The sequence below is a fragment of the Spirabiliibacterium pneumoniae genome, assembly GCF_014884995.1.
GTDB lineage: Bacteria > Pseudomonadota > Gammaproteobacteria > Enterobacterales > Pasteurellaceae > Spirabiliibacterium > Spirabiliibacterium pneumoniae.
Genome location: NZ_JABMII010000001.1, coordinates 1 through 24,351, shown reverse-complemented (window position 1 = coordinate 24,351; position 24,351 = coordinate 1). Strand labels below are relative to the sequence as shown.

At 46.5% G+C, this 24,351-nt stretch carries 20 protein-coding genes; 9 read left to right on the top strand and 11 right to left on the bottom strand.

Annotated features, from left to right (window positions below; genetic code table 11):
• Positions 1 to 13 precede the first annotated feature (13 nt).
• Both HPC38_RS00100 and HPC38_RS00095 read left to right on the top strand, forming a co-directional pair.
• Positions 14 to 1,054 carry a DNA cytosine methyltransferase gene (locus HPC38_RS00100; RefSeq protein WP_208119254.1) on the top strand — a complete coding sequence of 347 codons (1,041 nt, stop codon included), beginning with the start codon at positions 14 to 16 and terminating at the stop codon, positions 1,052 to 1,054.
• 2 nt (positions 1,055 to 1,056) lie between these two features.
• A complete protein-coding gene (locus HPC38_RS00095; RefSeq protein WP_208119253.1) occupies positions 1,057 to 2,142 on the top strand; it encodes an HpaII family restriction endonuclease in 1,086 nt (361 codons plus the stop codon).
• 60 nt (positions 2,143 to 2,202) lie between these two features.
• Here the strand turns inward: HPC38_RS00095 and HPC38_RS00090 are convergent, their stop codons facing one another.
• Together HPC38_RS00090 and merB are read right to left on the bottom strand one after the other, a co-directional pair.
• On the bottom strand, positions 2,203 to 3,660 hold the full coding sequence (locus HPC38_RS00090) for a catalase (RefSeq protein ID WP_208119252.1): 1,458 nt from the start codon (positions 3,658 to 3,660) through the stop codon (positions 2,203 to 2,205).
• Between the two features lie 165 nt (positions 3,661 to 3,825).
• Positions 3,826 to 4,596: an organomercurial lyase gene (gene merB, locus HPC38_RS00085; protein WP_208119251.1), complete on the bottom strand. Its 771-nt coding sequence runs from the start codon at positions 4,594 to 4,596 to the stop codon at positions 3,826 to 3,828.
• 28 nt (positions 4,597 to 4,624) lie between these two features.
• Between merB and HPC38_RS00080 the strand changes: the two genes are divergently transcribed.
• The 3 genes from HPC38_RS00080 to HPC38_RS00070 all read left to right on the top strand — a co-directional run bounded on the left by HPC38_RS00080 (position 4,625) and on the right by HPC38_RS00070 (position 8,806).
• A complete protein-coding gene (locus HPC38_RS00080) occupies positions 4,625 to 5,080 on the top strand; it encodes a DNA polymerase III subunit chi (protein WP_208119250.1) in 456 nt (151 codons plus the stop codon).
• 9 nt (positions 5,081 to 5,089) lie between these two features.
• On the top strand, positions 5,090 to 7,945 hold the full coding sequence (locus HPC38_RS00075; protein WP_208119249.1) for a valine--tRNA ligase: 2,856 nt from the start codon (positions 5,090 to 5,092) through the stop codon (positions 7,943 to 7,945).
• A 69-nt stretch (positions 7,946 to 8,014) separates the two neighbouring features.
• Positions 8,015 to 8,806 carry an ADP-ribosylglycohydrolase family protein gene (locus tag HPC38_RS00070; RefSeq protein WP_208119248.1) on the top strand — a complete coding sequence of 264 codons (792 nt, stop codon included), beginning with the start codon at positions 8,015 to 8,017 and terminating at the stop codon, positions 8,804 to 8,806.
• Positions 8,807 to 8,845: 39 nt separating this feature from the next.
• Here HPC38_RS00070 and parC read toward each other — a convergent pair whose 3' ends face one another.
• Together parC and parE are read right to left on the bottom strand one after the other, a co-directional pair.
• Entirely contained in the window at positions 8,846 to 11,080 is a 2,235-nt protein-coding gene (gene parC, locus HPC38_RS00065) for a DNA topoisomerase IV subunit A (RefSeq protein WP_208119247.1), read from the bottom strand.
• Between the two features lie 21 nt (positions 11,081 to 11,101).
• Positions 11,102 to 13,018, bottom strand: coding sequence for a DNA topoisomerase IV subunit B (parE, locus tag HPC38_RS00060; protein WP_208119246.1), 1,917 nt, complete (start codon positions 13,016 to 13,018; stop codon positions 11,102 to 11,104).
• A gap of 203 nt (positions 13,019 to 13,221) precedes the next feature.
• Between parE and HPC38_RS00055 the strand changes: the two genes are divergently transcribed.
• The gene (locus HPC38_RS00055) at positions 13,222 to 14,850 is read left to right on the top strand and encodes a sulfatase family protein (RefSeq protein ID WP_208119245.1); all 1,629 of its coding nucleotides are present in this window, start codon (positions 13,222 to 13,224) and stop codon (positions 14,848 to 14,850) included.
• Between the two features lie 102 nt (positions 14,851 to 14,952).
• Here the strand turns inward: HPC38_RS00055 and HPC38_RS00050 are convergent, their stop codons facing one another.
• The 3 genes from HPC38_RS00050 to gloA all read right to left on the bottom strand — a co-directional run bounded on the left by HPC38_RS00050 (position 14,953) and on the right by gloA (position 17,479).
• Positions 14,953 to 16,311, bottom strand: a complete 1,359-nt coding sequence (locus tag HPC38_RS00050) for a Na+/H+ antiporter family protein (RefSeq protein WP_208119244.1) — start codon at positions 16,309 to 16,311, stop codon at positions 14,953 to 14,955.
• 69 nt (positions 16,312 to 16,380) lie between these two features.
• Positions 16,381 to 17,037 carry a ribonuclease T gene (gene rnt, locus HPC38_RS00045; RefSeq protein ID WP_208119243.1) on the bottom strand — a complete coding sequence of 219 codons (657 nt, stop codon included), beginning with the start codon at positions 17,035 to 17,037 and terminating at the stop codon, positions 16,381 to 16,383.
• 34 nt (positions 17,038 to 17,071) lie between these two features.
• Positions 17,072 to 17,479, bottom strand: a complete 408-nt coding sequence (gloA, locus tag HPC38_RS00040; RefSeq protein ID WP_208119242.1) for a lactoylglutathione lyase — start codon at positions 17,477 to 17,479, stop codon at positions 17,072 to 17,074.
• 84 nt (positions 17,480 to 17,563) lie between these two features.
• On the opposite strand from gloA, the gene HPC38_RS00035 reads away from it, so the two are divergent.
• From HPC38_RS00035 to HPC38_RS00025, 3 genes are read left to right on the top strand one after another with little or no spacing between them, the layout of a single operon-like run.
• On the top strand, positions 17,564 to 18,379 hold the full coding sequence (locus tag HPC38_RS00035; RefSeq protein ID WP_208119241.1) for a hypothetical protein: 816 nt from the start codon (positions 17,564 to 17,566) through the stop codon (positions 18,377 to 18,379).
• The gene (locus HPC38_RS00030; protein ID WP_208119240.1) at positions 18,379 to 21,102 is read left to right on the top strand and encodes an intermembrane phospholipid transport protein YdbH family protein; all 2,724 of its coding nucleotides are present in this window, start codon (positions 18,379 to 18,381) and stop codon (positions 21,100 to 21,102) included. The genes HPC38_RS00035 and HPC38_RS00030 overlap by 1 nt, the downstream gene beginning before the upstream one ends.
• A complete protein-coding gene (locus HPC38_RS00025) occupies positions 21,099 to 21,275 on the top strand; it encodes a YnbE family lipoprotein (protein WP_208119239.1) in 177 nt (58 codons plus the stop codon). Before HPC38_RS00030 ends, HPC38_RS00025 begins: the two co-directional genes overlap by 4 nt.
• Here the strand turns inward: HPC38_RS00025 and nth are convergent.
• From nth to rsxD, 4 genes are read right to left on the bottom strand one after another with little or no spacing between them, the layout of a single operon-like run.
• Entirely contained in the window at positions 21,272 to 21,907 is a 636-nt protein-coding gene (gene nth / locus HPC38_RS00020) for an endonuclease III (protein ID WP_208119238.1), read from the bottom strand. The two genes, HPC38_RS00025 and nth, sit on opposite strands and share 4 nt — an antisense overlap.
• A complete protein-coding gene (locus HPC38_RS00015; protein WP_208119237.1) occupies positions 21,904 to 22,596 on the bottom strand; it encodes an electron transport complex subunit E in 693 nt (230 codons plus the stop codon). The genes nth and HPC38_RS00015 overlap by 4 nt, the downstream gene beginning before the upstream one ends.
• Positions 22,597 to 22,599: 3 nt before the next feature.
• Positions 22,600 to 23,220, bottom strand: a complete 621-nt coding sequence (gene rsxG / locus HPC38_RS00010; RefSeq protein ID WP_208119236.1) for an electron transport complex subunit RsxG — start codon at positions 23,218 to 23,220, stop codon at positions 22,600 to 22,602.
• Positions 23,213 to 24,277 carry an electron transport complex subunit RsxD gene (rsxD, locus tag HPC38_RS00005; protein WP_208119235.1) on the bottom strand — a complete coding sequence of 355 codons (1,065 nt, stop codon included), beginning with the start codon at positions 24,275 to 24,277 and terminating at the stop codon, positions 23,213 to 23,215. Before rsxD ends, rsxG begins: the two co-directional genes overlap by 8 nt.
• Between the last annotated feature and the right edge of the window lie 74 nt (positions 24,278 to 24,351).

Sequence of the window (24,351 nt, the reverse complement as noted above, 5' to 3'; positions counted from 1 at the left end):
AGAAGGAGTGTAGATGTATAAATCCATTGATTTGTTTGCAGGTATTGGTGGAATAAGGCTAGGATTTGACCAGGCATTTGGTGGCGAAATTCACACTGTATTTGTAAGCGAATGGGATAAAAAAGCCGTCGAAACATATAAAGCTAATTTTGGTGATAGTATGGATGTTGCTGGAGATATTACAAAAGTTGATGAAAGCGATATTCCTGCGCATGATATTTTATTAGCTGGTTTCCCGTGTCAGGCTTTTTCTCTTGCAGGGTATAAAAGAGGATTTGATGATGCTCGCGGTACATTATTTTTTGATGTGGCTAGAATTATAAAATATCATAAGCCAAAATTAGTTTTTTGTGAAAATGTAAAAAATCTTGTTAATCATGATCGAGGACGTACTTTTAAAGTTATCCGTGAAATATTAGAAGATTTGGGTTATAAGGTTTTTTATAAAGTTCTTAATAGTAAAGATTTCGGTGTTCCACAAAATAGGGAGAGAATCTATATTGTAGCGTTTAGAAACGATATTGCTATAGCTGATTTTACTTTTCCAGAAAAAGTAGATGACACCAAGGTTATTAATGATATTGTTGAGGAAAATGAAGTTTCACCGAAATATTATTTATCGTCATCTTATCTAACTTCGCTTGAAAAACATAAAGCCAGACATGCTTCAAAAGGAAATGGTTTTGGCTATGAGATTAGATCCCTAAATACCATTGCAGGTGCAGTGGTTTGTGGTGGAATGGGGAGAGAAAGAAACCTTATAGTTGATAAGCGATTGACTAATTTTACACCTGTAACGCACATCAAAGGTGAAATAAACAAAAATTTTGTTCGTAAAATGACACCGAGAGAGTGGGCGAGGCTGCAAGGCTTTCCGAATGATTTTAAGTTGGTTGTAGCAGATACACACTTGTATAAGCAGTTTGGTAATTCTGTAACAGTTCCTGTTATTCGGGCCATTGCTGAAGAAATTAAAAAATATATTAAGCAAAATGTGCATCCAAAACCTGTCAAAAAATCAAAGTGTGAACAGATTTCATTTTTTGGGGGATAGTTATGTTGACAGGCAACAAAGGCGAATGGTCTGAAATCTATGTGCTTTTAAAATTGCTTTCAGAAGGACGGTTGTACGCTGCCGATGAGGATCTTAATAAACTGGATAAGATATTTTTTCCTATTATAAAAATTATTAGAGAAGAAATTGTCAATGAGAAAAAAGAATATTTTTGTGGTGATACTGTTGAAGTTTATTTGAACGGTAAAAAAATTAATTATATGCCAGCTTCTCGTTTTTCTGACGAAGCTGAATATTTGCTGAGATCATTAACTTCAATCAAGGGAAATCCCGCTTTTTCAATTGAGCACACTCAATTTTTCATGAATGAGATTTCCTGTTATAAATTGACGGCACCCGCATCAGATAAAAGCGATATCACAATTGAAATAGTAGATATAAACACGGGTTATCGTCCAACTGTTGGTTTTTCTATTAAATCTGAATTGGGTGCTAAGCCAACACTTTTGAATGCAGGTCGGACAACTAATTTCATCTATAAAGTTAACTGTAATAATCTGGATCTCACAAGAGAAGTTAATGGAATTTATAAAATGAGTAATGGTCGTCAGCATACGGATGTTCGTGGTCGCATTGAAAAAATTATCAATCAAGGTGGTCGATTACAGTTCTCAAGGTTAAATAATGATGTGTTTCGAGATAACTTGATTTTGATTGATAGTAATCTAGATAAAATACTCGCTGAAACTATTTTGTATTTTTATCGCGATGGGATTACTCATTGCAAAGATATGGTTGATAAGTTAGAACAAGTAAACCCAATGAATTATGGCAATGTGAATGCCTATCGCTATAAATTTAAAAAGTTTCTCACTGCAATTGCGCTAGGAATGAAACCTGGGTCAGTATGGAACGGTCAAGACGAAGCCAATGGCGGTTATATTGTTGTCACAAAAGCAGGTGATGTTCTTGCGTATCATATTTATAATAGAAATTATTTTGAAAACTATCTTCTCAATCATACAAAATATGAAACAGCTTCTACTTCAAGACATGATTTTGGCGATGTTTATGAAGTTGAAGGCGAGGCGTTTATCAATTTAAATCTACAAATCAGATTTAGTTAATTATTCTCTTCTCAAACAAAACCCCACCATTAGGTGGGGTTTTTATGTAGCACAGCGAGGTTACATACCAAGTGCTTTTTTCACACCTGCACCGTAGGCAGGGTCGCATTTGGTGCAGTTGTCGATGTGACGTTGTTTGATGAAATCAGGTGCATCGCCCATCGCGCGGGCGGTGTTTTCAAACAGCACTTGTTTTTGTTCATCGCTCATCAAGCGGAAAAGTTCACGAGGTTGGCTGAAGTAGTCGTCATCATCTTCGCGATAATCCCAAAAATCAGCGTCACCTGTGATTTTCAATGGTGGCTCTTTGTATTGCGGTTGTTCTTGCCATTGGTTAAAACTATTCGGTTCATAGTGTGGCAAGCTGCCGTAATTGGCGTCTACGCGACCTTGGCCGTCACGGTGGTTACTGTGTACAGGGCAACGCGCGCGGTTTACGGGGATTTGTTGATAGTTCACGCCTAAACGATAGCGTTGCGCATCGGCGTAGTTGAACAAGCGCGCTTGCAGCATGCGGTCAGGTGAAACGCTAATGCCAGGCACAAGGTTGCTTGGCGCAAAGGCAGATTGTTCTACGTCTAAGAAAAAGTTCTCAGGGTTGCGGTTGAGCTCAAATTCGCCCACCTCAATTAATGGATAATCCCCATGAGGCCACACTTTAGTTAAATCAAATGGGTGATATGGCACTTTCTCCGCATCTTCTTCAGGCATGATTTGCACATACATTGTCCATTTCGGGAAGTCGCCACGTTCAATGGCTTCGTAAAGGTCACGCTGGTGACTTTCACGATCTTTTCCGATCAACTCTGCCGCTTCGGCGTCAGTTAAATTCTTGATGCCTTGTTGGGTTTTGAAATGGAATTTGACCCAAAAGCGTTCATTTTCCGCATTGATAAAGCTGTAGGTGTGTGAACTAAAGCCGTGCATGTGGCGGTAGCTCGCTGGAATGCCGCGATCACTCATCACAATGGTCACTTGGTGCAGGGCTTCAGGCAATAATGTCCAGAAATCCCAGTTATAAGTGGCAGAACGCATATTGGTGCGTGGGTCACGTTTCACCGCTTTGTTGAGATCAGGGAATTTACGCGGATCACGCAGGAAGAATACAGGCGTATTGTTGCCCACCATATCCCAGTTGCCTTCTTCGGTGTAGAATTTCAAGGCAAAGCCACGAATGTCGCGCTCGGCGTCGGCTGCACCACGTTCGCCTGCCACGGTGGTGAAACGGGCGAACATCTCTGTTTTTTTGCCCACTTCGCTGAAGATTTTTGCGCGGGTGTATTTTGTGATGTCGTGGGTGACGGTGAATGTGCCGAATGCGCCAGAGCCTTTGGCGTGCATACGGCGCTCAGGAATGACTTCACGCACAAAATTGGCAAGTTTTTCATTCAACCATACGTCTTGCGCAAGCAATGGGCCACGCGGGCCTGCGGTCATACTGTTTTGGTTATCTACAACGGGGGCGCCAAAGTCGGTGGTGAGGTGACTCACTGGGCATTTGCTTTTGTTGTCTGTCATAATGTGTCCTTATTTTGATATGAGTAAAAGTAACAGCTTTGCTGTTATTCGTTGCGCCTATCATAACAAAGACAAGGCTATCAATTCTCCTATCAATGCAATAAGTCATGACTTGAATCAAAAGCGAACCGCACTTTGCATAAAGTGCGGTTATGTTTAGTTGAGTTAGTGTGAGAAGAGCAGCCAAGCAATTTTATTGGCGGTTTCGAGATCGATCGCAAAGGTTTCTTGGGTGAGGTGTTGATTGTGCGCCAGCCATTCATTCAAACTGTGTTGGCAGTTGAAAAAGTGCATAATATTGCAGCAGCTACACGACCAATTGGCATATTTATCTAAATTTGTATGCAGCACATAAATCTCTTCGCCACCTTGTTCGATCTGCACTTTTCCTTTTTCCAGCGTGAGCACAATCGGCTCTTGGCAGTGCTCGCAGTGGCTTTCAATCCGAATGGGTTGATTAAAAGCATAATGAAAACCGAGCGCATCAATGGCGCACATCGCCCACGCGCTGCGGCCGTCGGCTAATATCACCCGTTTGTTGGTTGGTTTGAGCGAAATGGGGTAGGCGGCAGTGATGGTGTTGCCATCCAATGCGAGGGCATTTTTGCGCGCCAATTCCGCTACAATGGCTTGCTGCGGTGGTGTGAAGATCAGCGATTTGCCCGCAAGCAGGCGCTGGAGAATCTCATCGCGCAGCGCGGCTTGCTCGGTGGTGAGTTTGCTAACAATGGGTTGTGAAATCAGTTTGGTGATCGGGTAATGGTTTGACATCGGCGCTCCTTGGTTATTTTGGCTTATAGTAGCAAAGTGCGGTGTAAAGTCTAGAGAGTTGATAATAATTCTCAACAAAAGTGCGGTTTTGCGGTCTGCTGTGGCGGCTTTTGCTTTATGTTTGACGGCTTTTTGGGTAAAATGACTGATTACGCAAAGGGGCATACCGCACTTTTGATCAAGTGAGAACACAATGGCAAAACAAGCGCAATTTTACATTCTTTCCGCCGACGATGGGCAGGATTTAACGCAAGCAGAGCGTGTGGCCTGTGAGTTGTGTGCCGCACAGTGGCGGGAGGGCAAGCGTGTGCTGGTGGCCTGTGACAGTGAGGCGCAAGCACTCAAACTTGATGATGCGCTGTGGGCGCGTGATGCGGATGCGTTTGTGCCGCATAATTTATCAGGCGAAATCACCACCTATGCCACACCGATTGAGCTGGCATGGGGCAGCCAGCGCAATAGCCAGCGCCGTGATGTGTTGATTGTGCTTCAGCCCAATGTGCCTGATTTTGCTGCGCATTTTAACATCGTCTATGATTTTGTGCCTGCCGCCGATGAGCAAAAAGCTCAAGCACGGGCACGCTATAAACATTATCGTCAGTTAGGCTTTGCCTTAACGACACAGACACCGAACAACGACAACGAATAAGAAAACGCTATGGAAACCACCTATAATCCCAAAAATATTGAACAACGCCTTTACCAACACTGGGAACAACAAGGCTATTTTAAGCCGTCTTATGATGCAGGCCGCCCAAGTTACAGCATTGCCATTCCGCCACCGAATGTGACAGGCAGCTTGCACATGGGGCACGCGTTTCAGCAAACTTTAATGGACACGTTGATCCGCTATCATCGTATGCAAGGCGATAACACCTTATGGCAAGTTGGCTCAGACCACGCCGGCATCGCCACCCAAATGGTGGTGGAGCGAAAAATCGCCGCCGAAGAGGGTAAAACTCGCCACGATTTCACCCGTGAAACCTTTATCGACCGCATTTGGGATTGGAAAGCGCAATCAGGCAACACTATTTACAAACAAATGCGCCGTATCGGTAATTCGGTGGATTGGGAACGTGAGCGTTTCACGATGGACGAGGGCTTGTCCGATGCGGTGAAAGAAGTCTTTGTCCGCCTGTATGACGAAGGCTTGATTTACCGTGGCAAACGCTTAGTTAATTGGGATCCAAAACTGCACACCGCCATTTCAGATCTCGAAGTGGAAAACAAAGAATCGAAAGGCAACCTATGGCATTTCCGCTATCCGCTCGCCAACGGTGCGAAAACGGCTGAAGGTTTGGATTACTTAGTGGTGGCCACCACACGCCCTGAAACCATGCTAGGTGACACCGCAGTTGCCGTTCACCCTGATGACGAGCGTTATCAAAACTTGATCGGCAAAACCGTATTATTACCGCTGGTGAACCGTGAAATTCCAATTGTGGCGGATGACTATGTGGATCGTGAATTTGGAACAGGGGTGGTGAAAATCACGCCAGCCCACGATTTCAATGACTACGAAGTGGGCAAGCGCCACAATTTACCGATGGTTAATGTGCTGACACTGAATGCTGATATTCGTGAGCAAGCCGAAGTGTTTGACGACAAAGGGCGTGAAATTAACGACTATGAGGCGGTGATTCCAACGCAATATCAAGGTTTAGAACGCTTTGCTGCACGTAAATTGATCGTGCAAGAGTTCGAGCAACTCGGTTTATTGGAAAAAATCCAACCTCATGATTTGAAAGTGCCTTATGGCGACCGTGGCGGCGTGCCGATTGAGCCAATGCTGACCGACCAATGGTATGTCAGCGTGGCACCGTTAGCAAAAGAGGCAATCCGCGCCGTGGAAGACGGTGAAATCGAATTTGTGCCAAAACAGTACGAAAATCTCTATTTCTCATGGATGCGTGACATTCAAGACTGGTGTATCTCTCGCCAATTGTGGTGGGGGCACCGTATTCCTGCGTGGTATGATGCCGAAGGCAATGTGTATGTGGCGCGCAGTGAAGAAGAAGTGCGGTCGAAATACAATCTCGCTGCCGATGTAGCCTTGCATCAAGATGACGATGTGTTGGATACCTGGTTCTCATCTGGCTTGTGGACATTCTCCACCCTTGGCTGGCCTGAGCAAACCCGTGAGCTTGAGATGTTCCACCCAACGAGCGTGTTAATTACGGGCTTTGACATTATCTTCTTCTGGGTGGCGCGTATGATTATGTTCACCATGCACTTTATTAAAGACAACAACGGCAAACCGCAAGTGCCGTTCAAAAAAGTGTATGTGACAGGGCTTATTCGTGACGAAAATGGCCAAAAAATGTCAAAATCGAAAGGCAATGTGCTGGATCCATTAGATATGATCGACGGCATTGATTTGGATTCCTTGATGGCGAAACGCACCTCCAATATGATGCAGCCACAATTAGCAGAAAAAATCGGCAAAGCGACACTAAAAGCCTTCCCGAATGGTATCGCAGCTCACGGCACCGACGCCTTACGCTTCACACTAGCGGCACTAGCCTCCACAGGGCGGGACATCAACTGGGATATGAGTCGCTTAGAGGGTTATCGTAATTTCTGTAATAAATTGTGGAACGCGAGCCGCTTTGTGTTGATGAATGCGGAAGGCAAAGATTGCGGATTTAATGGTGGTGAATGGCAACTTTCCGTTTCTGATCGCTGGATCTTGGCTGAATTTAATCGCACTGTGCAAACTTTCCGCCAAGCACTGGATCAATTCCGTTTTGACTTGGCGGCGAACGTGCTTTATGAATTTACATGGAATCAATTCTGTGACTGGTATTTGGAGCTGACCAAACCTGTGCTGCAAAACGGCAGCGAGGCTGAACAACGCGGCACTCGCCACACCTTGCTCACAGTGCTTGAAGGTTTGCTGCGCTTGGCGCACCCAATTATTCCATTCATCACCGAAGAGATTTGGCAACGAGTGAAAAGTGCGGTCAACATCACTGCCGACACCATTATGTTGCAGCCATTCCCAGAGTTTGACGCCACAAGAGAAGACGCTGACGCCGTGAGCGAGATTGAGTGGCTCAAACAAGTGATCATCAGTGTGCGAAATATTCGTGCGGAGAAAAACATCCCGCCGAGTAAACCACTTGAATTGCTGCTGCGTAACCTCAACGCGCAAGAGCAATGGGCCCTTGAGCATAACCGCACTTTGCTGCAAATTATGGCAAAACTTGAACGCATTGAAGTGCTCAGTGCTGATGCTGACGCGCCACTCTCGGTTGCTAAATTAGTCGGTAATGTGGAAGTACTGGTGTCAATGGCCGGTTTCATCGACAAAGAGGCTGAACTTTCTCGCTTGAACAAAGAGATCGCAAAATATCAGCAAGAGATTGAGCGCATCGAGAAAAAGCTCGCCAACGAAGGCTTCGTCGCCAAAGCTCCGGCGCAAGTAATTGAAAAAGAACGTGCCAAAATGGCTGACTACCAAGATGGCCTTGCCAAACTCAACGCTCAATGCGAACGGATTAAAGCGTTATAAAAACGAAAAGTGCGGTGAGTAAATTAACCGCACTTTTTATTATTTAGGCACTATAAAATAAGGTAATACATGCTAGGTGCAATAGTTGGCGATATTGTCGGCTCTCGCTATGAGTGGTTCAATCATCGCAGCAAAATATTTGATCTATTCTCCAATGAGTGTTTTGTTACTGATGATTCAATCATGACGCTGGCAATAGGCAAAGCGTTGTTGATAAGTCGCCCTGACTATCGTGATTTAGCGAAAAATGCGGTTAAGTGCATGCAAACCATTGGGCGCTATTATCCCGATTGTGGCTATGGAGACAGATTCTATGATTGGATTTTTTCAGACAATCCGCAACCCTATAATAGCTTTGGTAATGGTGCAGCGATGCGAGTCAGCGCTGTCGGATTTGTCGCACAAAGCTTAGATCAGGCCAAATGGCTGTCTAAACAGGTCACTGCCATCACCCATAATCACTCAGAGGGCATAAAAGGTGCTGAAGCCACAGCAGTTGCGGTTTTTCTCGCAAAAACAGGATATTCCATTGCGCAAATTCGTGAGTATATCGATAAATATTATTACCCGATGAATTTTACATTGGATGAAATTAGGGGGCCGTATCTTTTCAACGAAACGTGCCAAGAAACAGTCCCGCAAGCACTACAAACGTTTTTTGAATCGGTCGGATTTGAAGATGCCATCCGAAATGCTATTTCTATTGGTGGCGATAGCGATACCATCGCTGCTATTTGTGGTGGCATTGCTCAAGCCTACTACGGTGTGCCCCCAGAAATTGAAAGAACCGCACTTTCGTATCTTGATGACAGGTTATTGGCTCTTCTTGAAGAATTTCAACATCAGATTGATAAGGGATAAGTAAAACCGCACTTTAAATTTAAAGTGCGGTTTTTTCTATCAAATCACTTCAATCTCTGCATTGGCGACACCGCGTAGTTGCCCACCGCGGCGGCCGCGTTCGCCGTAAAAGTTCGCTAAATCTTCGGGTTTTAACACCAATTTCCGTCGGCCTGATTTAATCACCATACTGCTACTTGGTGAGATGATTAAAATTTGGCTAAGCCACTCTTCTCTGGATTTGGCTTTATTGGCGGGAATGCCGATAATTTTATTGCCTTTACCTTTGGAAAGCATTGGCAGGTCACTGACAGGGAAGATCAACATTTTGCCAATATTGGTGATTGCCACTAACAGTTTGTCTTCACCCACAATGGCTTGTGGTGGTAATGAGCGCGCATTTTCAGGCAAGTTGATGAGTGCTTTGCCTGCTTTATTCCGCGCGACTAAATCACTAAAAGTACAAATAAAACCGTAACCTGCATCGGATGCCATAAGGTAGTGCTGCTCGTCATTGTCCATCAACACATGCTCAACTTTGGCACCTGTTGGTAGCGTGAGCTTGCCAGTGAGCGGTTCACCTTGTGAACGCGCGGATGGCAAGGTAAGTGGATCGAGGGCATAGCTGCGCCCTGTGTTGTCAATAAACACTGCAGGCTGATTACTTTTGCCACAAGCGTGCGCAAGGTAACTGTCACCACTTTTGTAGCTTAAATTTTGTGCGTCAATGTCATGGCCTTTGGCGCAGCGCACCCAGCCCATTTTAGAGAGCACAATGGTGACAGGTTCGGCAGGCAGCATTTCATTTTCAGCGATGGCTTTCGCTTCAGCGCGTTCTACTAATGGTGAACGGCGTGGGCTGGCATAAGTTTTCGCATCTTGTTGAATTTCTTTTTTAATCAAGCTGTTGAGCTTGCGTGGTGAGTTGAGCAGTTGCTCAAGGCTATCACGCTCGGCGTTGAGATCGTTTTGCTCGCCTTGAATTTTCACTTCTTCCAATTTCGCCAAGTGGCGCAATTTGAGATCTAAAATCGCGTCGGCTTGTATTTGGGTGAGATTAAAGCGTTGCATTAGCACGGCGCGTGGCTCATCTTCATTGCGGATGATTTCGATCACTTCATCGATATTTAAAAATGCAATCATCAAGCCGTCTAAAATATGTAGCCGTGCTAGCACTTTATCCAAGCGGTGCTGCAAGCGGCGGGTGACGGTGGTGCGGCGGAACGTGAGCCATTCGCTTAAAATCTCCAGCAGATTTTTCACCGCGGGTTTGCGATCAAGCCCAATCATATTCATATTGATACGATAGCTTTTTTCCAAATCGGTGGTGGCAAATAAATGCGCCATCAGCGCATCCACGTCCACGCGGTTGGAGCGTGGCACAATCACAATGCGAGTTGGGTTTTCGTGATCGGATTCATCGCGCAGGTCATCGACCATCGGCAGCTTTTTGTTGCGCATTTGCGTGGCAATTTGTTCAATCACTTTGGCGCCTGAAACTTGATGTGGCAAGGCTGTGACGATCACTTCACTGTCTTCTTTTTGCCACACGGCACGCATTTTCACCGAGCCTCGCCCAGTGCTGTAAATTTTCGCGATGTCGGCTTTTGGCGTGATGATTTCCGCTTCCGTTGGAAAGTCAGGCCCTTGCACAAAATCTAAAAGTGCGGTCAGCTCAGCTTTCGGGTTGTCGAGCAAATGCACGGCGGCATCGGCTACTTCATTGATATTGTGTGGTGGAATATCCGTTGCCATGCCAACCGCAATCCCTGTTGTGCCGTTGAGCAAAATGTGCGGCAGGCGAGCGGGCAGGTATTCAGGCTCTTCTAATGTACCGTCGAAATTCGGCTGGTAGTCCACCGTGCCTTGCCCAAGTTCTGAAAGCAAGATTTCGGAAATCTTAGACAAACGTGATTCGGTATAACGCATGGCAGCAAAGGATTTCGGGTCATCTGCCGCCCCCCAGTTGCCTTGCCCGTCGATGAGTGGATAGCGATAGGAGAAAGGCTGCGCCATTAACACCATCGCCTCATAGCAAGCGCTGTCACCGTGTGGATGGAATTTACCCAGCACGTCACCGACGGTGCGTGCCGATTTTTTATATTTTGCGCTGGCGTTTAGCCCCAGTTCAGACATGGCATAAATGATCCGCCGTTGCACAGGCTTTAAGCCATCGCCGATAAACGGCAAAGCACGGTCCATAATCACATACATTGAATAATTTAAATAGGCACGCTCAGTAAACGTGCCGAGCGGCATTTGCTCAACGCCTTCGTAATTAATCGTGTTATCCATAAAATTTCCCTAACCGCACTTTTAGACGGTTAAATCCGCATTGTTGCCATTAGCTTGCAGCCACGATTTGCGATCTTCAGCACGCTTTTTGGCCAGCAGCATATCCATCAGTTCAAGCGTATTAGCATTTTCTTGTTCTTGTGTGTCATTTTCTGCCACGTTAAGGGTCAGTTGCACCAATCGACGGGTATTCGGGTCCATCGTGGTTTCACGCAGCTGCAGTGGGTTCATTTCACCTAAGCCTTTAAAGCGTTGCACATTCGGCTTGCCACGCTTGGATTTTAGCCGCTCTAAAATCGCTTCTTTTTCTGCTTCATCAAGGGCATAGAATACCTCTTTGCCTAAATCAATACGATAAAGTGGTGGCATCGCCACATACACATGCCCATTTTCCACCAGTGCAGGGAAATGGCGCACAAACAGCGCACACAACAGCGTAGCAATATGCAAGCCGTCGGAGTCGGCATCGGCGAGAATGCAAATTTTGCCATAGCGCAACTGGCTGAGATCGCGGCTGTCGGGGTCAATGCCAAGGGCGACGGCGATGTCGTGAATTTCGGCAGAGGCAAGCACTTGATCGCTGGCCACTTCCCACGTATTTAAGATTTTTCCACGCAGTGGCAATATCGCTTGATATTCCCGATCCCGCGCTTGCTTCGCTGAGCCGCCCGCAGAGTCCCCCTCGACTAAAAACAGCTCTGTTTTAGCTAAATCTTGACTACTACAATCCGCTAATTTACCTGGCAGCGCAGGGCCGCTGACTAATTTTTTACGCACCACTTTTTTGGCTGCACGTAGGCGGCGTTGAGCGGAGCTGATTGCCATTTCGGCTAATTGCTCGGCTTGTTGCACGTTTTGGTTAAGCCATAGGCTAAACGCATCTTTCACGCTGCCTGCCACAAAAACCGCACTTTGGCGAGAGGATAGCCGCTCTTTAGTTTGCCCTGCGAATTGCGGGTCTTGCATTTTGAGTGACAACACATACGCGCAGCGATCCCAAATATCATCGGCGCTGAGTTTGATGCCACGTGGTAAGAGATTGCGGAATTCACAAAATTCACGCATTGCGTCCAACAGCCCTTGACGCAAGCCATTAACGTGCGTGCCGCCTTGTGGCGTTGGGATCAAGTTAACATAACTTTCGCTAAGCAAATCGCCACCTTCAGGCAGCCACGTTAATGCCCAGCTCACCGCTTCGCTTTCGCCTTTAATGTCGCCAACAAACGGGGTTTCAGGCAGCGTGGTGAAGCCGTCGACACTTTCTTGTAAGTAATCAGAAAGACCGTCTTGATAGCACCACACATCTTTGCTTTGGTTAATTTTGTCAACAAACACCACTTCTAAACGAGGGCAGAGCACCGCTTTGGCGCGCAGCAAATGGCGCAAGCGAGTGACGGAAAATTTTGCACTGTCGAAATATTTTGGGTTCGGCCAAAAGCGCACCGTGGTGCCCGTGTTGTGTCGCCCGCAGGTGCCCACCACCTCAAGCTCTTCCACCTTATGCCCATTGGCAAACGCAATGCGATAAATCTCACCGTTGCGTTTAACAGTCACCTCCACGCGATCGGAAAGGGCATTCACCACTGAAATCCCCACCCCGTGCAAGCCGCCAGAGAATTGATAATTTTTATTGGAAAATTTCCCCCCTGCGTGCAGCTTACTCAAAATCAGCTCCACGCCAGAGATTTTCTCCACAGGGTGAATATCCACTGGCATACCACGCCCATTATCAATCACTTCAAGGGAGTGATCTTCGTACAAAATCACTTCAATTTTACTGGCAAAGCCAGCTAATGCCTCGTCCACACTGTTATCAATCACCTCTTGCCCAAGATGGTTAGGGCGCGTGGTGTCAGTGTACATGCCTGGGCGCAGTTGCACTGGCTCAAGGTCTTTTAAAACCGTAATATCATCGGCTTGATAGGTTGATGTTGTCATAACTCGTAGCGTATGTGAAAAGTATAGCCAAAGTTTACCCGATGTTAGCAACCCTGACAAATAAAAGGGGAAAGTTAAAGTGCGGTCAGGCCGCACTTTGATGTGGAGATTTGAGCTTAAACCTTAACTTTTGATAAGAATCACAGAAATGCAGCACAAAAGCGCGTACATTAAAAGCCACATTTGTAGATAGGGAGCTGATTATGGCAATTTCAAGACGTCAATTTATTCAAAATGTTGCATTAGGTGGGGCGGGGTTAAGTCTTGCGGATACGGTTGCTGCAAATTCGTCTCAAAAGGGGGAGACGAAAAAAGCGTTGAATACAAAAAATATTGTGATCATCACAGCCGATCAACTGGCTAAACGTGCTGTGGGGGCGTATGGTAATTCAGATGTGAAAACGCCGAATATCGACAATTTAATACACACTGGCGTGAGCTTTGACAATGGCTATTGTAGTTATCCATTATGCGCACCTTCAAGATCTTGCTTTTGGACGGGCTGCTTGCCACACCAAACAGGTGTGGTTGCCAATGACAATCCCAATATTCCTGAAACACTTGCCACTGTGGGAACGCTTTTCAGCGCGGTGGGGTATGAGTGCCGCCACTTTGGTAAACGTCATGATCATGGTGCGTTAAAAGGTTTTGACAGCGCTGATCAAGTAGAACTAGACTTCCCTGCAGAGAAAGCATTTCCTGTCAATTACGACACTCGTGAAGACGTCTATTGTTTACAAGAAAGCCTAAAATACATCAATGGGCTTAATCAACGAAAAGAGAAAAAGCCATTTATCTTGGCGGTAGAATTTAATAATCCGCATAACATTAACGGCTGGATTGGCAAATTTGCAGGTGAGCATGGTGATATTGACGGCATTGGTGAGTTGCCTGATGTGTTAGATAATTTCGATACTGCTGCAGATTTAATAAATCGCCCAAAAGCAGTGCAATATGCCTGCTGCACCCATACGCGTGTGAAACAAGCGGGCAAGTGGAATGTCAAAAATTACCAACAATATCTGAAAGCCTATTATTACTACACCGAACTTGCGGATAATTATATCGGTCAGATTATTGACGCATTAAAATCTAATGGGCTTTATGAGGATACGTTAATCGTCTTTTTTGCTGACCATGGTGATGCTATGGGCGCTCATCGCTTGGTGACCAAAATGAATTGGTTTTATGAAGAAGCCACCAATGTGCCGTTGGTTTTCCGCGGCCCAGGTATTCAAACAGGCCAATTAAAATCAGAATTAGTATCTTTGTGTGATTTATTGCCGACGTTGTGTGACTATGTGGGTATTGACATTCCACAAGGGATTTATGGTCGTTCATTATTGCCACTATTGACGGGCCAACACGTTGACCAATGGCGTGATTATGTGATAGCCCATTGGAATACGAATCGCAATCTTGATTTACAACCTGCGCGTATGTTGCGCACGCAAGAATATAAGTATGTTTTATACAAAGAAGATGAGGAAGAAGAATTATATGATATGCAGCGCGATCGTGGCGAAACCCAGAATCTTGCGCATCTTGCGGAATATCAAGACACGAAAAAAGCCTTGCGTGGCATGTTGGATAAACACATTCAAAATGTTGCTGATCCGTTTTATTCACAAGATGTTTTGCTCGATTATAAACAATGGCGTAGCCACCCAGTGGGCTATGAACATCACGTTGGGGATACCAGCACGGAGATTTATCTTCGCGAAATTCGCCCATTATTAAAGCAAAAAGCATTTGATGATGCACATAAGATCAAATTAGCGCTACAAAAGAAAATTCGCTTTTCCTTTGCTTGTGAAATGCCGACAAAATAGGTGCAGCAACACAAAGTGCGGTCAGCTCGACGGCACTTTATGTTAATCATTCTCAACCGCACTTTGGTATAAAAGTGCGGTTTTTTATTGTGAGGATGGGGATTAGAGCACCATGGCGGCGATCCAACCAAAGATCACTAATGGGATGTTAAAGTGAATAAAGGTTGGCACAACGGTGTCCCAAATGTGGTCGTGCTTGCCGTCGGCATTTAAACCCGATGTTGGCCCAAGCGTGGAGTCTGAAGCAGGGGAGCCAGCATCGCCGAGTGCGGCAGAAACGCCTACGATGGCAACGGTGGCCAGTGGGCTAAACCCAAGGGTGATACAAATCGGGATATAAATGGTGGTGATGATCGGCACGGTGGAAAATGATGAGCCAATCCCCATGGTAATAAATAATCCGATTAACAGCATCAATAATGCCGCCCAGCCTTTGTTGTCGCTGCCGATGGTGTCGCTGAAGGTTTGCACCAATGTTGATACGCCGTCGGTGGCTTTGATCACGCTGGCAAAACCTGATGCGGCAATCATCACAAAGCCGATCATCGCCATTAAGCGCAAGCCTTGTTGGAAAACGTCGTTGCTTTCTTTGAGTTTGAAAATGCCGCCAAGCGCAAAGATACATAAACCTGCTAAGCCACCGACGATAATGGAGTCGGTGTAAAGTTGCAGCGCAAATGTCACGAGGATCGCGATTAAACTGATGATAACGTGGTATGACTTGATGTGCGCTACGCGGGCTTCAATGTCGGCACTGCTTGGCTCAGGCGTGTTGGTGTCGTAGTCACGAGGCTTACGGTAACTAACAAAAATGGCGAAAAGCAAACCTAAAATCATGCCAGTGACGGGAATCAACATTGCACTGCTCACTTGCGCAGCCGAAGTTTGCAAGCCAAATTCCGCACCTGCTTCGTTGATTTTGGTGACGATAATGTTGTCGATAAAGATTTTACCAAAGCCGACTGGCAGGATCATATAAGTTGCGGTTAAACCGAATGTTAAGGCGCACGCCACAGCGCGGCGGTCGAGCTTTAAGCGGTTCATAATATCCAGCAGTGGCGGCACCACGATTGGGATAAAGGCGATATGCACTGGCAACAAGTTTTGTGATGATACTGCAAAGAGCAACAACAAAACGATAATAAAATATTTGAACCAGAAAAGTGCGGTTTGGCTTGGGGTTTGCCCGAGTTTTTTAATCACTTTCACGGCGAGCAAATCGGTTAAGCCCGATTTAGAAATGGCCACCGCAAAGGCACCAAGAATGGCGTAGTTCATCGCAACAGCAGCACCGCCGCCAAGCCCATCGGTGAAGGTATTGACCGTGCTGCCAATATCCATGCCGCCCATTAAGCCTGCAACCAGCGCTGAAATAATCAGTGCAATCACCACATTGATGCGCATCAGGCTTAGCGCCAGCAGCACGATAATGGAGATCACAACATTATTTGCAAATAACATAGTGTGTTCCTGTAAGGTTAAATGAAAGAAAAGTCAAAAAATGAAAGCTGATTTTACCTAAATAAAACGTCAAGGTGTACTAAAAAGAGGCGAACCTTGATGAATTTTTAGGTAGTTAACCATGAAACAGAATAATTCTGCCGTTTTTTGGGTATCGTAAAGCGCGCCGTGCGCCTGTTTTTGATCAAATTCGATCTGGGCTGCTTGGCAGGCTTTCACTAACACATTGTTACCGAACATAAACGCACCTAGGGTTGCGGTATCAAAGGTGGCAAATGGGTGAAACGGGTTGCGTTTGAGTTCACAGCGCTCAGCCGCCGCCATCACAAAACTGTGATCGAACGCGGCGTTGTGCGCCACCATAATTGAGCGTTTACACTCTGCCGCTTTTTGAGTGCGGCGCACCATGCGAAACAGCTCACCGAGAGCGAGCTCTTCACTCACCGCACCGCGCAGTGGATTTTCAATATCAATGCCGTTGAATTTGAGCGAATCAGGATTAATGGTGGCGCCCTCAAAAGGCTCAATATGAAAATGGCATTGTTCATCAATTTGCAACAGCCCTTGCGCGTCCATTTTTAACGTGATGGCGGCCAACTCTAATAATGCGTCACTTTTGGCATTAAAGCCTGCAGTTTCCACATCAATAATCACAGGGAAATAGCCACGAAAACGATTTTTCAACAGATTATAATCAACAATGACAGGGTTTTCTTGTTCAGACATACATACTCAAAAGCCCACTTGCGTGGGCGATGGATTAATAACCTAGTGCCTCTTTGGCTTGTTTGTTTTCAATAAATTCAATTTTGTAGCCGTCTGGGTCTTCCACAAAGGCAATCAGGGTAGAACCGCCTTTCACAGGGCCTGGTTCACGGGTAATATTACCGCCCGCGGCTTTCACGCGTTCACAGGTGGCATAAATATCATCCACGCCGATGGCGATATGCCCATAGGCTGTGCCGAGATCGTAGCTTTCCACGCCCCAGTTGTAAGTCAATTCAATCACCGCGCTGGAATCTTCATCATCATAACCCACAAAGGCAAGGGTATATTTGTATTCAGTGTTCTCACTGGTGCGCAGTACACGCATGCCGAGTACGTTAGTGTAAAATTCCACTGAACGGTCTAAATTACCCACGCGTAACATGGTATGTAAAATTCGCATAATCCACTCCTATTAAAAGCGAAATTAACTTCAAGTTTTGTTATAATCGAAAAATCAGTAGCATTCTAACATATTGAGTTTTTTATGTCGCAGCAATCCGAGCATAAAACCGCACTTTTATTTTTTTCGCTTGCGCCTATCGCAGAGCTTGTTACCTTTGAGGCTTTATTTTACGGCCTGCGTGTCACGTATGCCGACAGCCGTTTTTTCGCACTGTTTTCCGCCGCCGTGTTGAGCGCACAGGCAATTTTGCATTTGGTGTTTTTCAAAGGTGAAATTTGCCCTGGCCAACGTGGTCGGCTTTCAAATGTGGCGATGTATTTTGCGATTTATTGGGTGTTGGTGTTGGTTGCTTGTGTGCATAAACCTTTTGTGCCACAAAGCTGGCAGGCACTTGCGGGATTATTGCTCACGTTTAGCGCCTTCCGCCAACCGAAAGAGCCACAATTACGCAAGGCGATTTTGCTTTTTGGGGGCATTGCTGGCAGTTTGGGGCTGGTGTGTTATGCCTTATTGTTATATCGCGTAAGTGGGCCAATGTGGCTGATGTTAAGCCCGTTTAATCAGTTACTTATCGCCTGCATATTGACGTATTATGCGCTGCAGCTCGCGCGTAGTCGGCTGGCCAATTTTATTCAACTATTGCCATGGGCGATGTTGCTGATGCTGGTGTGCAATGTGATTTTTGCGCTGGTGGTGTTGACAACGTTTTATTGGCAAGAGCAGGTGCTTGCGCTCAATGTGGGGCTAAGTGCGCTCTATTTTGCACTGCATTTGTTGCTCGCGGGGCTTATCATACGTGCAATTTTGCGCCAACGCGCGGCAGGTAAAATGCAAAGTGCGGTCTGGTTGGGCATCAGCTTAGCCCTACCACTAGTGTTTATTTGGGCGAATTTATAATGGGCAAAAAGTGGCTTGTTGGCTTGGGCGTGCTGGTGTTGGCGGTGGTTGGTATTGGCAGCTGGGCGCTTTTTGGGGGTGGCTTGCAAAAAGTGGCCAACCATTTTTTAGCCCCCGATTTTCGTGTGGCGTGGCAACCCAAGCTCGCTATTTCCCGCGATGGGCTGTCGCTGGCGCATTTTCAGTTGTATAACGAAAAACACAGCTGCCAAGTCTTGAGCTTGGATAACACGCACTTTCGCTGGCACGAGCGCCAATTGCAAGCCGAGCACGCAAATGTTAATTACGCCTGTGCGCAAACTCTCGGTGGTGGGCAGGCGTCGTCAAGTGAGCCGCCATCATTGCGTAAACTCGTCGCCTTGGTGCCAGTGGGCAGTGCGGTGATTGAACATCTTACTTTTAGCGATTTTGATGATGTGACGAATCCGAACTTGCAGGCGATTTTACAAAGTGAAAGTGCGGTCAATCTAACGCAAACGCCTCAAGGTTTGGCGTTAACGCTGAAAAGTGTCGCCGATGGCAACACCGTGCTTGACACTCACACCATCTTGCAAGATCACACCTTGACGGGGGAGTTGACCTATCACGGGCAAGAGACGATGGATCATCAAGTGCATTTTACCACGACCTTAGCAGATAACATTACCCAGTTGCCTGAGCAAGCGCAGGTAGATTACCGTTGGCAAAATCCTGATGTGATTATCCCGCAGGGCAAACTGACGCTTGATTGGCAAGGCAAGAAAGGCACTTTGCACGCCTTTGAGTACGTTGATGGGCAAGATGAAAAGCGCTTGAGCGTGCCGTTTGAATGGCGTGGCAATGGGCTGCGTATTGAAAAAGCTGCCTTTGCATGGGATAAAAACCTTCCACAACCTGTCAATGGCTTTGTTGATGTTGATATTTCAGCCGACAGCCAAGAGCAATTGCTGACAGGGCACGGCTTAGCGCTGAATTTTCGGATCTCGATCCTCACCAACGGGGAGAAAGGCAAAGGCGTTATTGTGCTGCAAGGCAAAGAGGGGCGGCTAGACAATGGTGCGTGGCAGTTGCCACTGCAAGCCAACGGCAGCGTGAAATCAGGTGATACGGTATTTTATGCTAAATTACCAATGCAGCTTGAAGGCAAAATGAGTGAACCGCACTTGCACTTTTTATCAGGCTCACTGCTGCGTATGCAAGGCAAAACGGACTATATTGACTTGCAGGAATTGCGCTTGCCGCTGGCGGGTGTGAGTGTTAGCCCTTATGGCGTTGACGGGCGGCTACAAGCCATTTTAAAAGGGCAGACGGATCAATTTGATAATATTGATCTGCACCTCGATGGTAAGGCGTATGAATTTATTGCGGGTATTCAATCGATCTTCAAAGTGCGGTCAGCCAGCGGTGTTACAAGCCCTGCAGTGGCGAATTTGTGGCAGTGGAAGTTTTGGGGCAGTGCAGGGGTGAAAGTTCTTAATAATCAACTTGCACTACAAGGTCGTGGGCAGTGGCAAGATAACCGCATTGATATTCATCAGTTTGATGGGCAGATGAGCGCTTTTGCACTGCCAGGCGTAAAAGTACAGCCGTTGGCGATGACCATTGCCGAGGCAATTCATTGGGATTATCAAAATGAAGAGCTGCAAGGTGCGTTAATGGTACACAATAGCAGCATTGATCTTGATTATGGCGGCACATTTAGCCAACCCGAAATGAAAATGGCTATTGCGGGTCAGGATTTTTCGCATTTAGCGATCAAAGGTGAGCTGCGAGCCAACACCCTCGGGCCAATCACGCTTTTCGCCAGCTATCAAGATCAGCGTTTAAAAGGCAATATTTACTGGCCAGAGCAGTCGGCGAGCGTGTTTCAGTCACTCTTTCCACCTAAAATGGATTGGCTGATAAAACAGGGCAAAATCCGCGGGCAAACGGCGTTTTCTATCACGCCAGAGCAAGGCGCAATAGCTGGTGGACACTTTGCTATTGAAGGCGGGCGGATCAAGCTGCCCGACGGTGAGATTAAAGGCATTGAATTCTCGTTGCCGTATCGCTATTTTGATCAGCATGTACAACTGGGCGTGAAAGCGCCCGTGGCAGTGCGCGTGGCTGAAATTGAAAACAATGGACTGAAAGTGAATAATCTCTCGGTCAAAGTGCAGGGGGATTATCCTTATAGTGTGCAAAAGCCACTAAAACTTTCGCAATTGCGCCTTGAACTGTTGGGGGGCGAGCTGAGTGTCAACCGCTTTGCCCTGCCGCAACGACAAGTAGCACATTTTAAGCTTCATCATATTGATTTAGCGCAGGTGTTGAGTTTATTGCAATACAATCAAATCAGTGCTACGGGCTTACTCAATGCCGATTTGCCGTTTTGGATCAACGGCAAAAATTGCATTATTTGTGATGGCGTGATTGAGCAAGGTAATCAGTGGCACATTAAACTCAGCCCAGCACTGGTGGCACAAGTGACGGCAAAAGGTGGCATGACAGAACAGATTTTGCTTGATATTTTGCATGAAATGCAAGTGTTTGATTCCAATATTAAGGTTAATTTGCTCAATGACGGGCTGGGACTGATGAGTGCAAAAATTCATGCCACTAACGCCCAAGGCAATCCTGTAACACTCAATTATACCCACAAAGAGAATCTGTTTGATTTGTGGTATTCTATCAATTTTGGCAACACGCTAGAGCAGCAATTAGATTATTTGCTTGAGCAACAACAAATGAGACATTTACCATGAAAATCTTCACTCTGACCGCACTTTTACTGTTATGTGCCTGCACACCGAAAATTCAGCTAGAAACGCCCAAAGAGGGAATTACGGTAAATTTGAATGTGGAAGTAGATCACAAAATTCAGATTGAAGCGGACAATAACACCAAAGCCATTTTGGATAAAACGCCAGCGCGTTAGTATTCGGTTTTGTCTTTAAACTCGCACAAATCTTCAATGATACACGCACCGCAGCGCGGTTTACGCGCCACACAGGTGTAACGCCCATGTAAAATCAGCCAGTGGTGTACGTCTACTTTAAACTCAGCGGGTACCACTTTGAGCAGTTTTTCTTCCACCTTGACCACATCTTTACCCACGGCAAACTTCGTACGGTTACATACGCGGAAAATATGGGTGTCAACGGCAATGGTTGGCCAGCCAAAGGCGGTATTGAGCACGACATTGGCTGTTTTACGTCCCACGCCAGGTAGCGCTTCAAGGGCTTGGCGATCTTCTGGTACTTCACCGTGGTATTGAGAGGCTAAAATACCGCAAGTTTTGATGATGTTTTCAGCCTTACTGTTATAAAGCCCGATAGTTTTAATATATTCTTTCAAGCCCTCCACGCCAAGATCAAAAATTGCTTGCGCTGTATTGGCGACAGGGAAGAGTTTGGCGGTGGCTTTGTTTACACCTTTATCCGTGGCTTGGGCGGATAAAATCACGGCAATCAGCAGCTCAAACGGAGAGCTGAAATTGAGCTCTGTCGTTGGATGCGGGTTGTCATCACGCAGACGGGTTAGAATTTCAAGGCGTTTTTGTTTATTCATTTTTCAATTTTGTCATCTAGCAAGTTTTTGAACGCTAAAATCAGCCCTAGACCAATGAACGCACCCGGTGGCAAAATGGCAAGTAAAAAGGCGGTGTCAACGTGCAACACGGTGATTTTCAAATTCGCCGCCCACGGGCCAAAAAGCTGTTCAAGCCCTGCAAATAACGTGCCAGAGCCTAAAATTTCACGCATTGCACCGAGTAATACAAGGCTTAAGGTCATGCCAAGCCCCATCGCAAAGCCGTCAAATAAAGATGGCAACAGTGGATTTTTTGAGGCAAAGGCTTCCGCACGCCCAATTACAATACAGTTGGTGACAATCAATGGAATAAAGATCCCTAAAGCCAAATAGAGATCATAGACAAACGCATTCATCAGCAGCTGCACCGCCGTTACCATGGTGGCGATAATCATCACATAAATGGGAATCCGGATTTCATGGGGGATCGCTTGTCGGCAAAGTGACACAATACCGTTTGTGCAGATCAGTACTAACATCGTTGCCAGCCCCAGCCCCAGTGCATTGGTGACGGAACTTGAAACTGCCAACAAAGGGCATAAACCAAGTAGCTGTACCAACGCGGAGTTATTGCTCCAAAGCCCTTGGCGGAATATCCCAGCCCAATCGGTGGTGATTTTTTCTAACACCACAGGGGTGTCGTTCACGGTGATGTCTGAATTGGCCATAATTTACTCACAAGGTTGCAATTGGGATAGCGCACTTGGCGGAATATGTTCTAGCACTGTCGTGGCGGTGGCTTTCACAGCATTGACCACGGCGCGCGGCGTGATGGTTGCACCAGCGAATTGGTCAAACTCGCCGCCGTCTTTTTTCACCGCCCATTTTGCGCTATCTTCTAAGCGAAAGCGTTTGTTGCTGAAGTCATAAATCCAGTTGGATTTTGCCGTTTCCACTTTGTCGCCTAAGCCAGGTGTTTCGTTGTGCTCAAGTACGCGTACGCCTAAAATTTCGCCATCAGGTGTCATGCCCACAAGGATCACAATTTTGCCTGAATAGCCCTGCATTGTCACGGCTTTGATGGCATAAGCTTGCACTTGCTCATCTTTTTTGGCAACAAAAATCGCTTGAATAGAAGGCGCAAAAGCAAAGTGCGGTTTCAGGCAGCTTTGCAAAATAGCGTTATTATAACTGCCCGCAGGGAGCACTTGGTTGAGCAGCATCTCTTGTTGGGCTTGGCGTTGCGCATTGATGCGAGATTGAGTCATTAAATGAATGCCAAGAGAAAGTGCGGTACACGCCAACGCCACAAAGCCCAGAATCAGCGCTGAGCGCAAAGTAGTTTTAAACATGTCGACCTCCTTTGCTGCCGTAGATAGCTGGCTGCGTGTAGTGGTCGATTAACGGCACGCAAATATTGCCAAGCAAAATGGCAAATGCTACGCCATCGGGATAGTTGGCGTAATAGCGGATAATATAAATCAACAGGCCCACCAATGCGCCAAAAATCCACTTGCCTTTCGGTGTGATGGAGCCTGTCACGGGGTCGGTGGCAATAAAAAAGGCACAAAACATCGTCGCTCCGCTCATTAGCGTTGTGAGTGGATTTACGCCATTGGCTGCGCCAAAAAGGTAATTACCGCCAGCGCATAGCAATAGCGCAAGGCAAAGTGCGGTTGGCGTTTGCCAATGGATGATTTTTTTCCATAGCAAAAATAGGCCACCAAGCAAAAATGCGAGGTTGATTTGCCACCAACCGAGGGCAAAGCCTGCGTGGTTAAAAATGGGCGAGGCGAGCAAAGCGGGCAGCGTTGCATCGTGGCTAAGCCCTGTTTTGATGGTATCCAGTGGGGTGGCTTGGGTGATGCCATCAATGCTGGCTAGCAGTTGGGCTTGGCTATAACCGTCGGTGGTCAGCCCTGAGAAAATAAGTGAAACGGCATCATGGAGTGACGGCGGCTCACTGAGCAGCGCAATGGGCGGCATCCAGCTAGTCATTTGCAGTGGAAAAGAGATCAACAAAATCACATAACCGACCATTGCAGGGTTAAACGGGTTTTGCCCTAAACCGCCATAAACATGCTTGCCTAACAACACCGCACACAACACGCCCACCAAAATCACCCAATAAGGCGCATAAGGTGGAATGGCAACCGCTAAAATTAGTGCGGTGAGCAGCACGCTGAAATCACTAACATAAAAAAATAGCGGCTTACGGCGCAGCAGCGTGATCGCAAGCTCTAGCACATAAGCAAAACTCATCGCCAGCGCGCTTTGTACCAGCACGCCTGGCCCGAAAAAATAGCACATCACCACAATGGCTGGCATCATCGCCACCATTACCCATAGCATGAAATGCGCGGTGAGTTGGCGTGAATGAACATGGGGGGAGCTGATGAGTTTAAACATTAATCACCTTCCTTAAGAGTGTGTTGCGCTTTGGCGGCCTGTTTGGCTTTGCGTAGATCGCTTTCTTGTGGCTC

Excerpts from the sequence above, each read along its gene's own strand:
- HPC38_RS00100 (WP_208119254.1), top strand. The coding sequence starts at position 14 with ATGTATAAATCCATTGATTTGTTTGCAGGTATTGGTGGAATAAGGCTA.
- HPC38_RS00095 (WP_208119253.1), top strand. The coding sequence starts at position 1,057 with ATGTTGACAGGCAACAAAGGCGAATGGTCTGAAATCTATGTGCTTTTA.
- HPC38_RS00090 (WP_208119252.1), bottom strand. The coding sequence starts at position 3,660 with ATGACAGACAACAAAAGCAAATGCCCAGTGAGTCACCTCACCACCGAC.
- merB (WP_208119251.1), bottom strand. The coding sequence starts at position 4,596 with ATGCCCCTTTGCGTAATCAGTCATTTTACCCAAAAAGCCGTCAAACAT.
- HPC38_RS00080 (WP_208119250.1), top strand. The coding sequence starts at position 4,625 with ATGGCAAAACAAGCGCAATTTTACATTCTTTCCGCCGACGATGGGCAG.
- HPC38_RS00075 (WP_208119249.1), top strand. The coding sequence starts at position 5,090 with ATGGAAACCACCTATAATCCCAAAAATATTGAACAACGCCTTTACCAA.
- HPC38_RS00070 (WP_208119248.1), top strand. The coding sequence starts at position 8,015 with ATGCTAGGTGCAATAGTTGGCGATATTGTCGGCTCTCGCTATGAGTGG.
- parC (WP_208119247.1), bottom strand. The coding sequence starts at position 11,080 with ATGGATAACACGATTAATTACGAAGGCGTTGAGCAAATGCCGCTCGGC.
- parE (WP_208119246.1), bottom strand. The coding sequence starts at position 13,018 with ATGACAACATCAACCTATCAAGCCGATGATATTACGGTTTTAAAAGAC.
- HPC38_RS00055 (WP_208119245.1), top strand. The coding sequence starts at position 13,222 with ATGGCAATTTCAAGACGTCAATTTATTCAAAATGTTGCATTAGGTGGG.
- HPC38_RS00050 (WP_208119244.1), bottom strand. The coding sequence starts at position 16,311 with ATGTTATTTGCAAATAATGTTGTGATCTCCATTATCGTGCTGCTGGCG.
- rnt (WP_208119243.1), bottom strand. The coding sequence starts at position 17,037 with ATGTCTGAACAAGAAAACCCTGTCATTGTTGATTATAATCTGTTGAAA.
- gloA (WP_208119242.1), bottom strand. The coding sequence starts at position 17,479 with ATGCGAATTTTACATACCATGTTACGCGTGGGTAATTTAGACCGTTCA.
- HPC38_RS00035 (WP_208119241.1), top strand. The coding sequence starts at position 17,564 with ATGTCGCAGCAATCCGAGCATAAAACCGCACTTTTATTTTTTTCGCTT.
- HPC38_RS00030 (WP_208119240.1), top strand. The coding sequence starts at position 18,379 with ATGGGCAAAAAGTGGCTTGTTGGCTTGGGCGTGCTGGTGTTGGCGGTG.
- HPC38_RS00025 (WP_208119239.1), top strand. The coding sequence starts at position 21,099 with ATGAAAATCTTCACTCTGACCGCACTTTTACTGTTATGTGCCTGCACA.
- nth (WP_208119238.1), bottom strand. The coding sequence starts at position 21,907 with ATGAATAAACAAAAACGCCTTGAAATTCTAACCCGTCTGCGTGATGAC.
- HPC38_RS00015 (WP_208119237.1), bottom strand. The coding sequence starts at position 22,596 with ATGGCCAATTCAGACATCACCGTGAACGACACCCCTGTGGTGTTAGAA.
- rsxG (WP_208119236.1), bottom strand. The coding sequence starts at position 23,220 with ATGTTTAAAACTACTTTGCGCTCAGCGCTGATTCTGGGCTTTGTGGCG.
- rsxD (WP_208119235.1), bottom strand. The coding sequence starts at position 24,277 with ATGTTTAAACTCATCAGCTCCCCCCATGTTCATTCACGCCAACTCACC.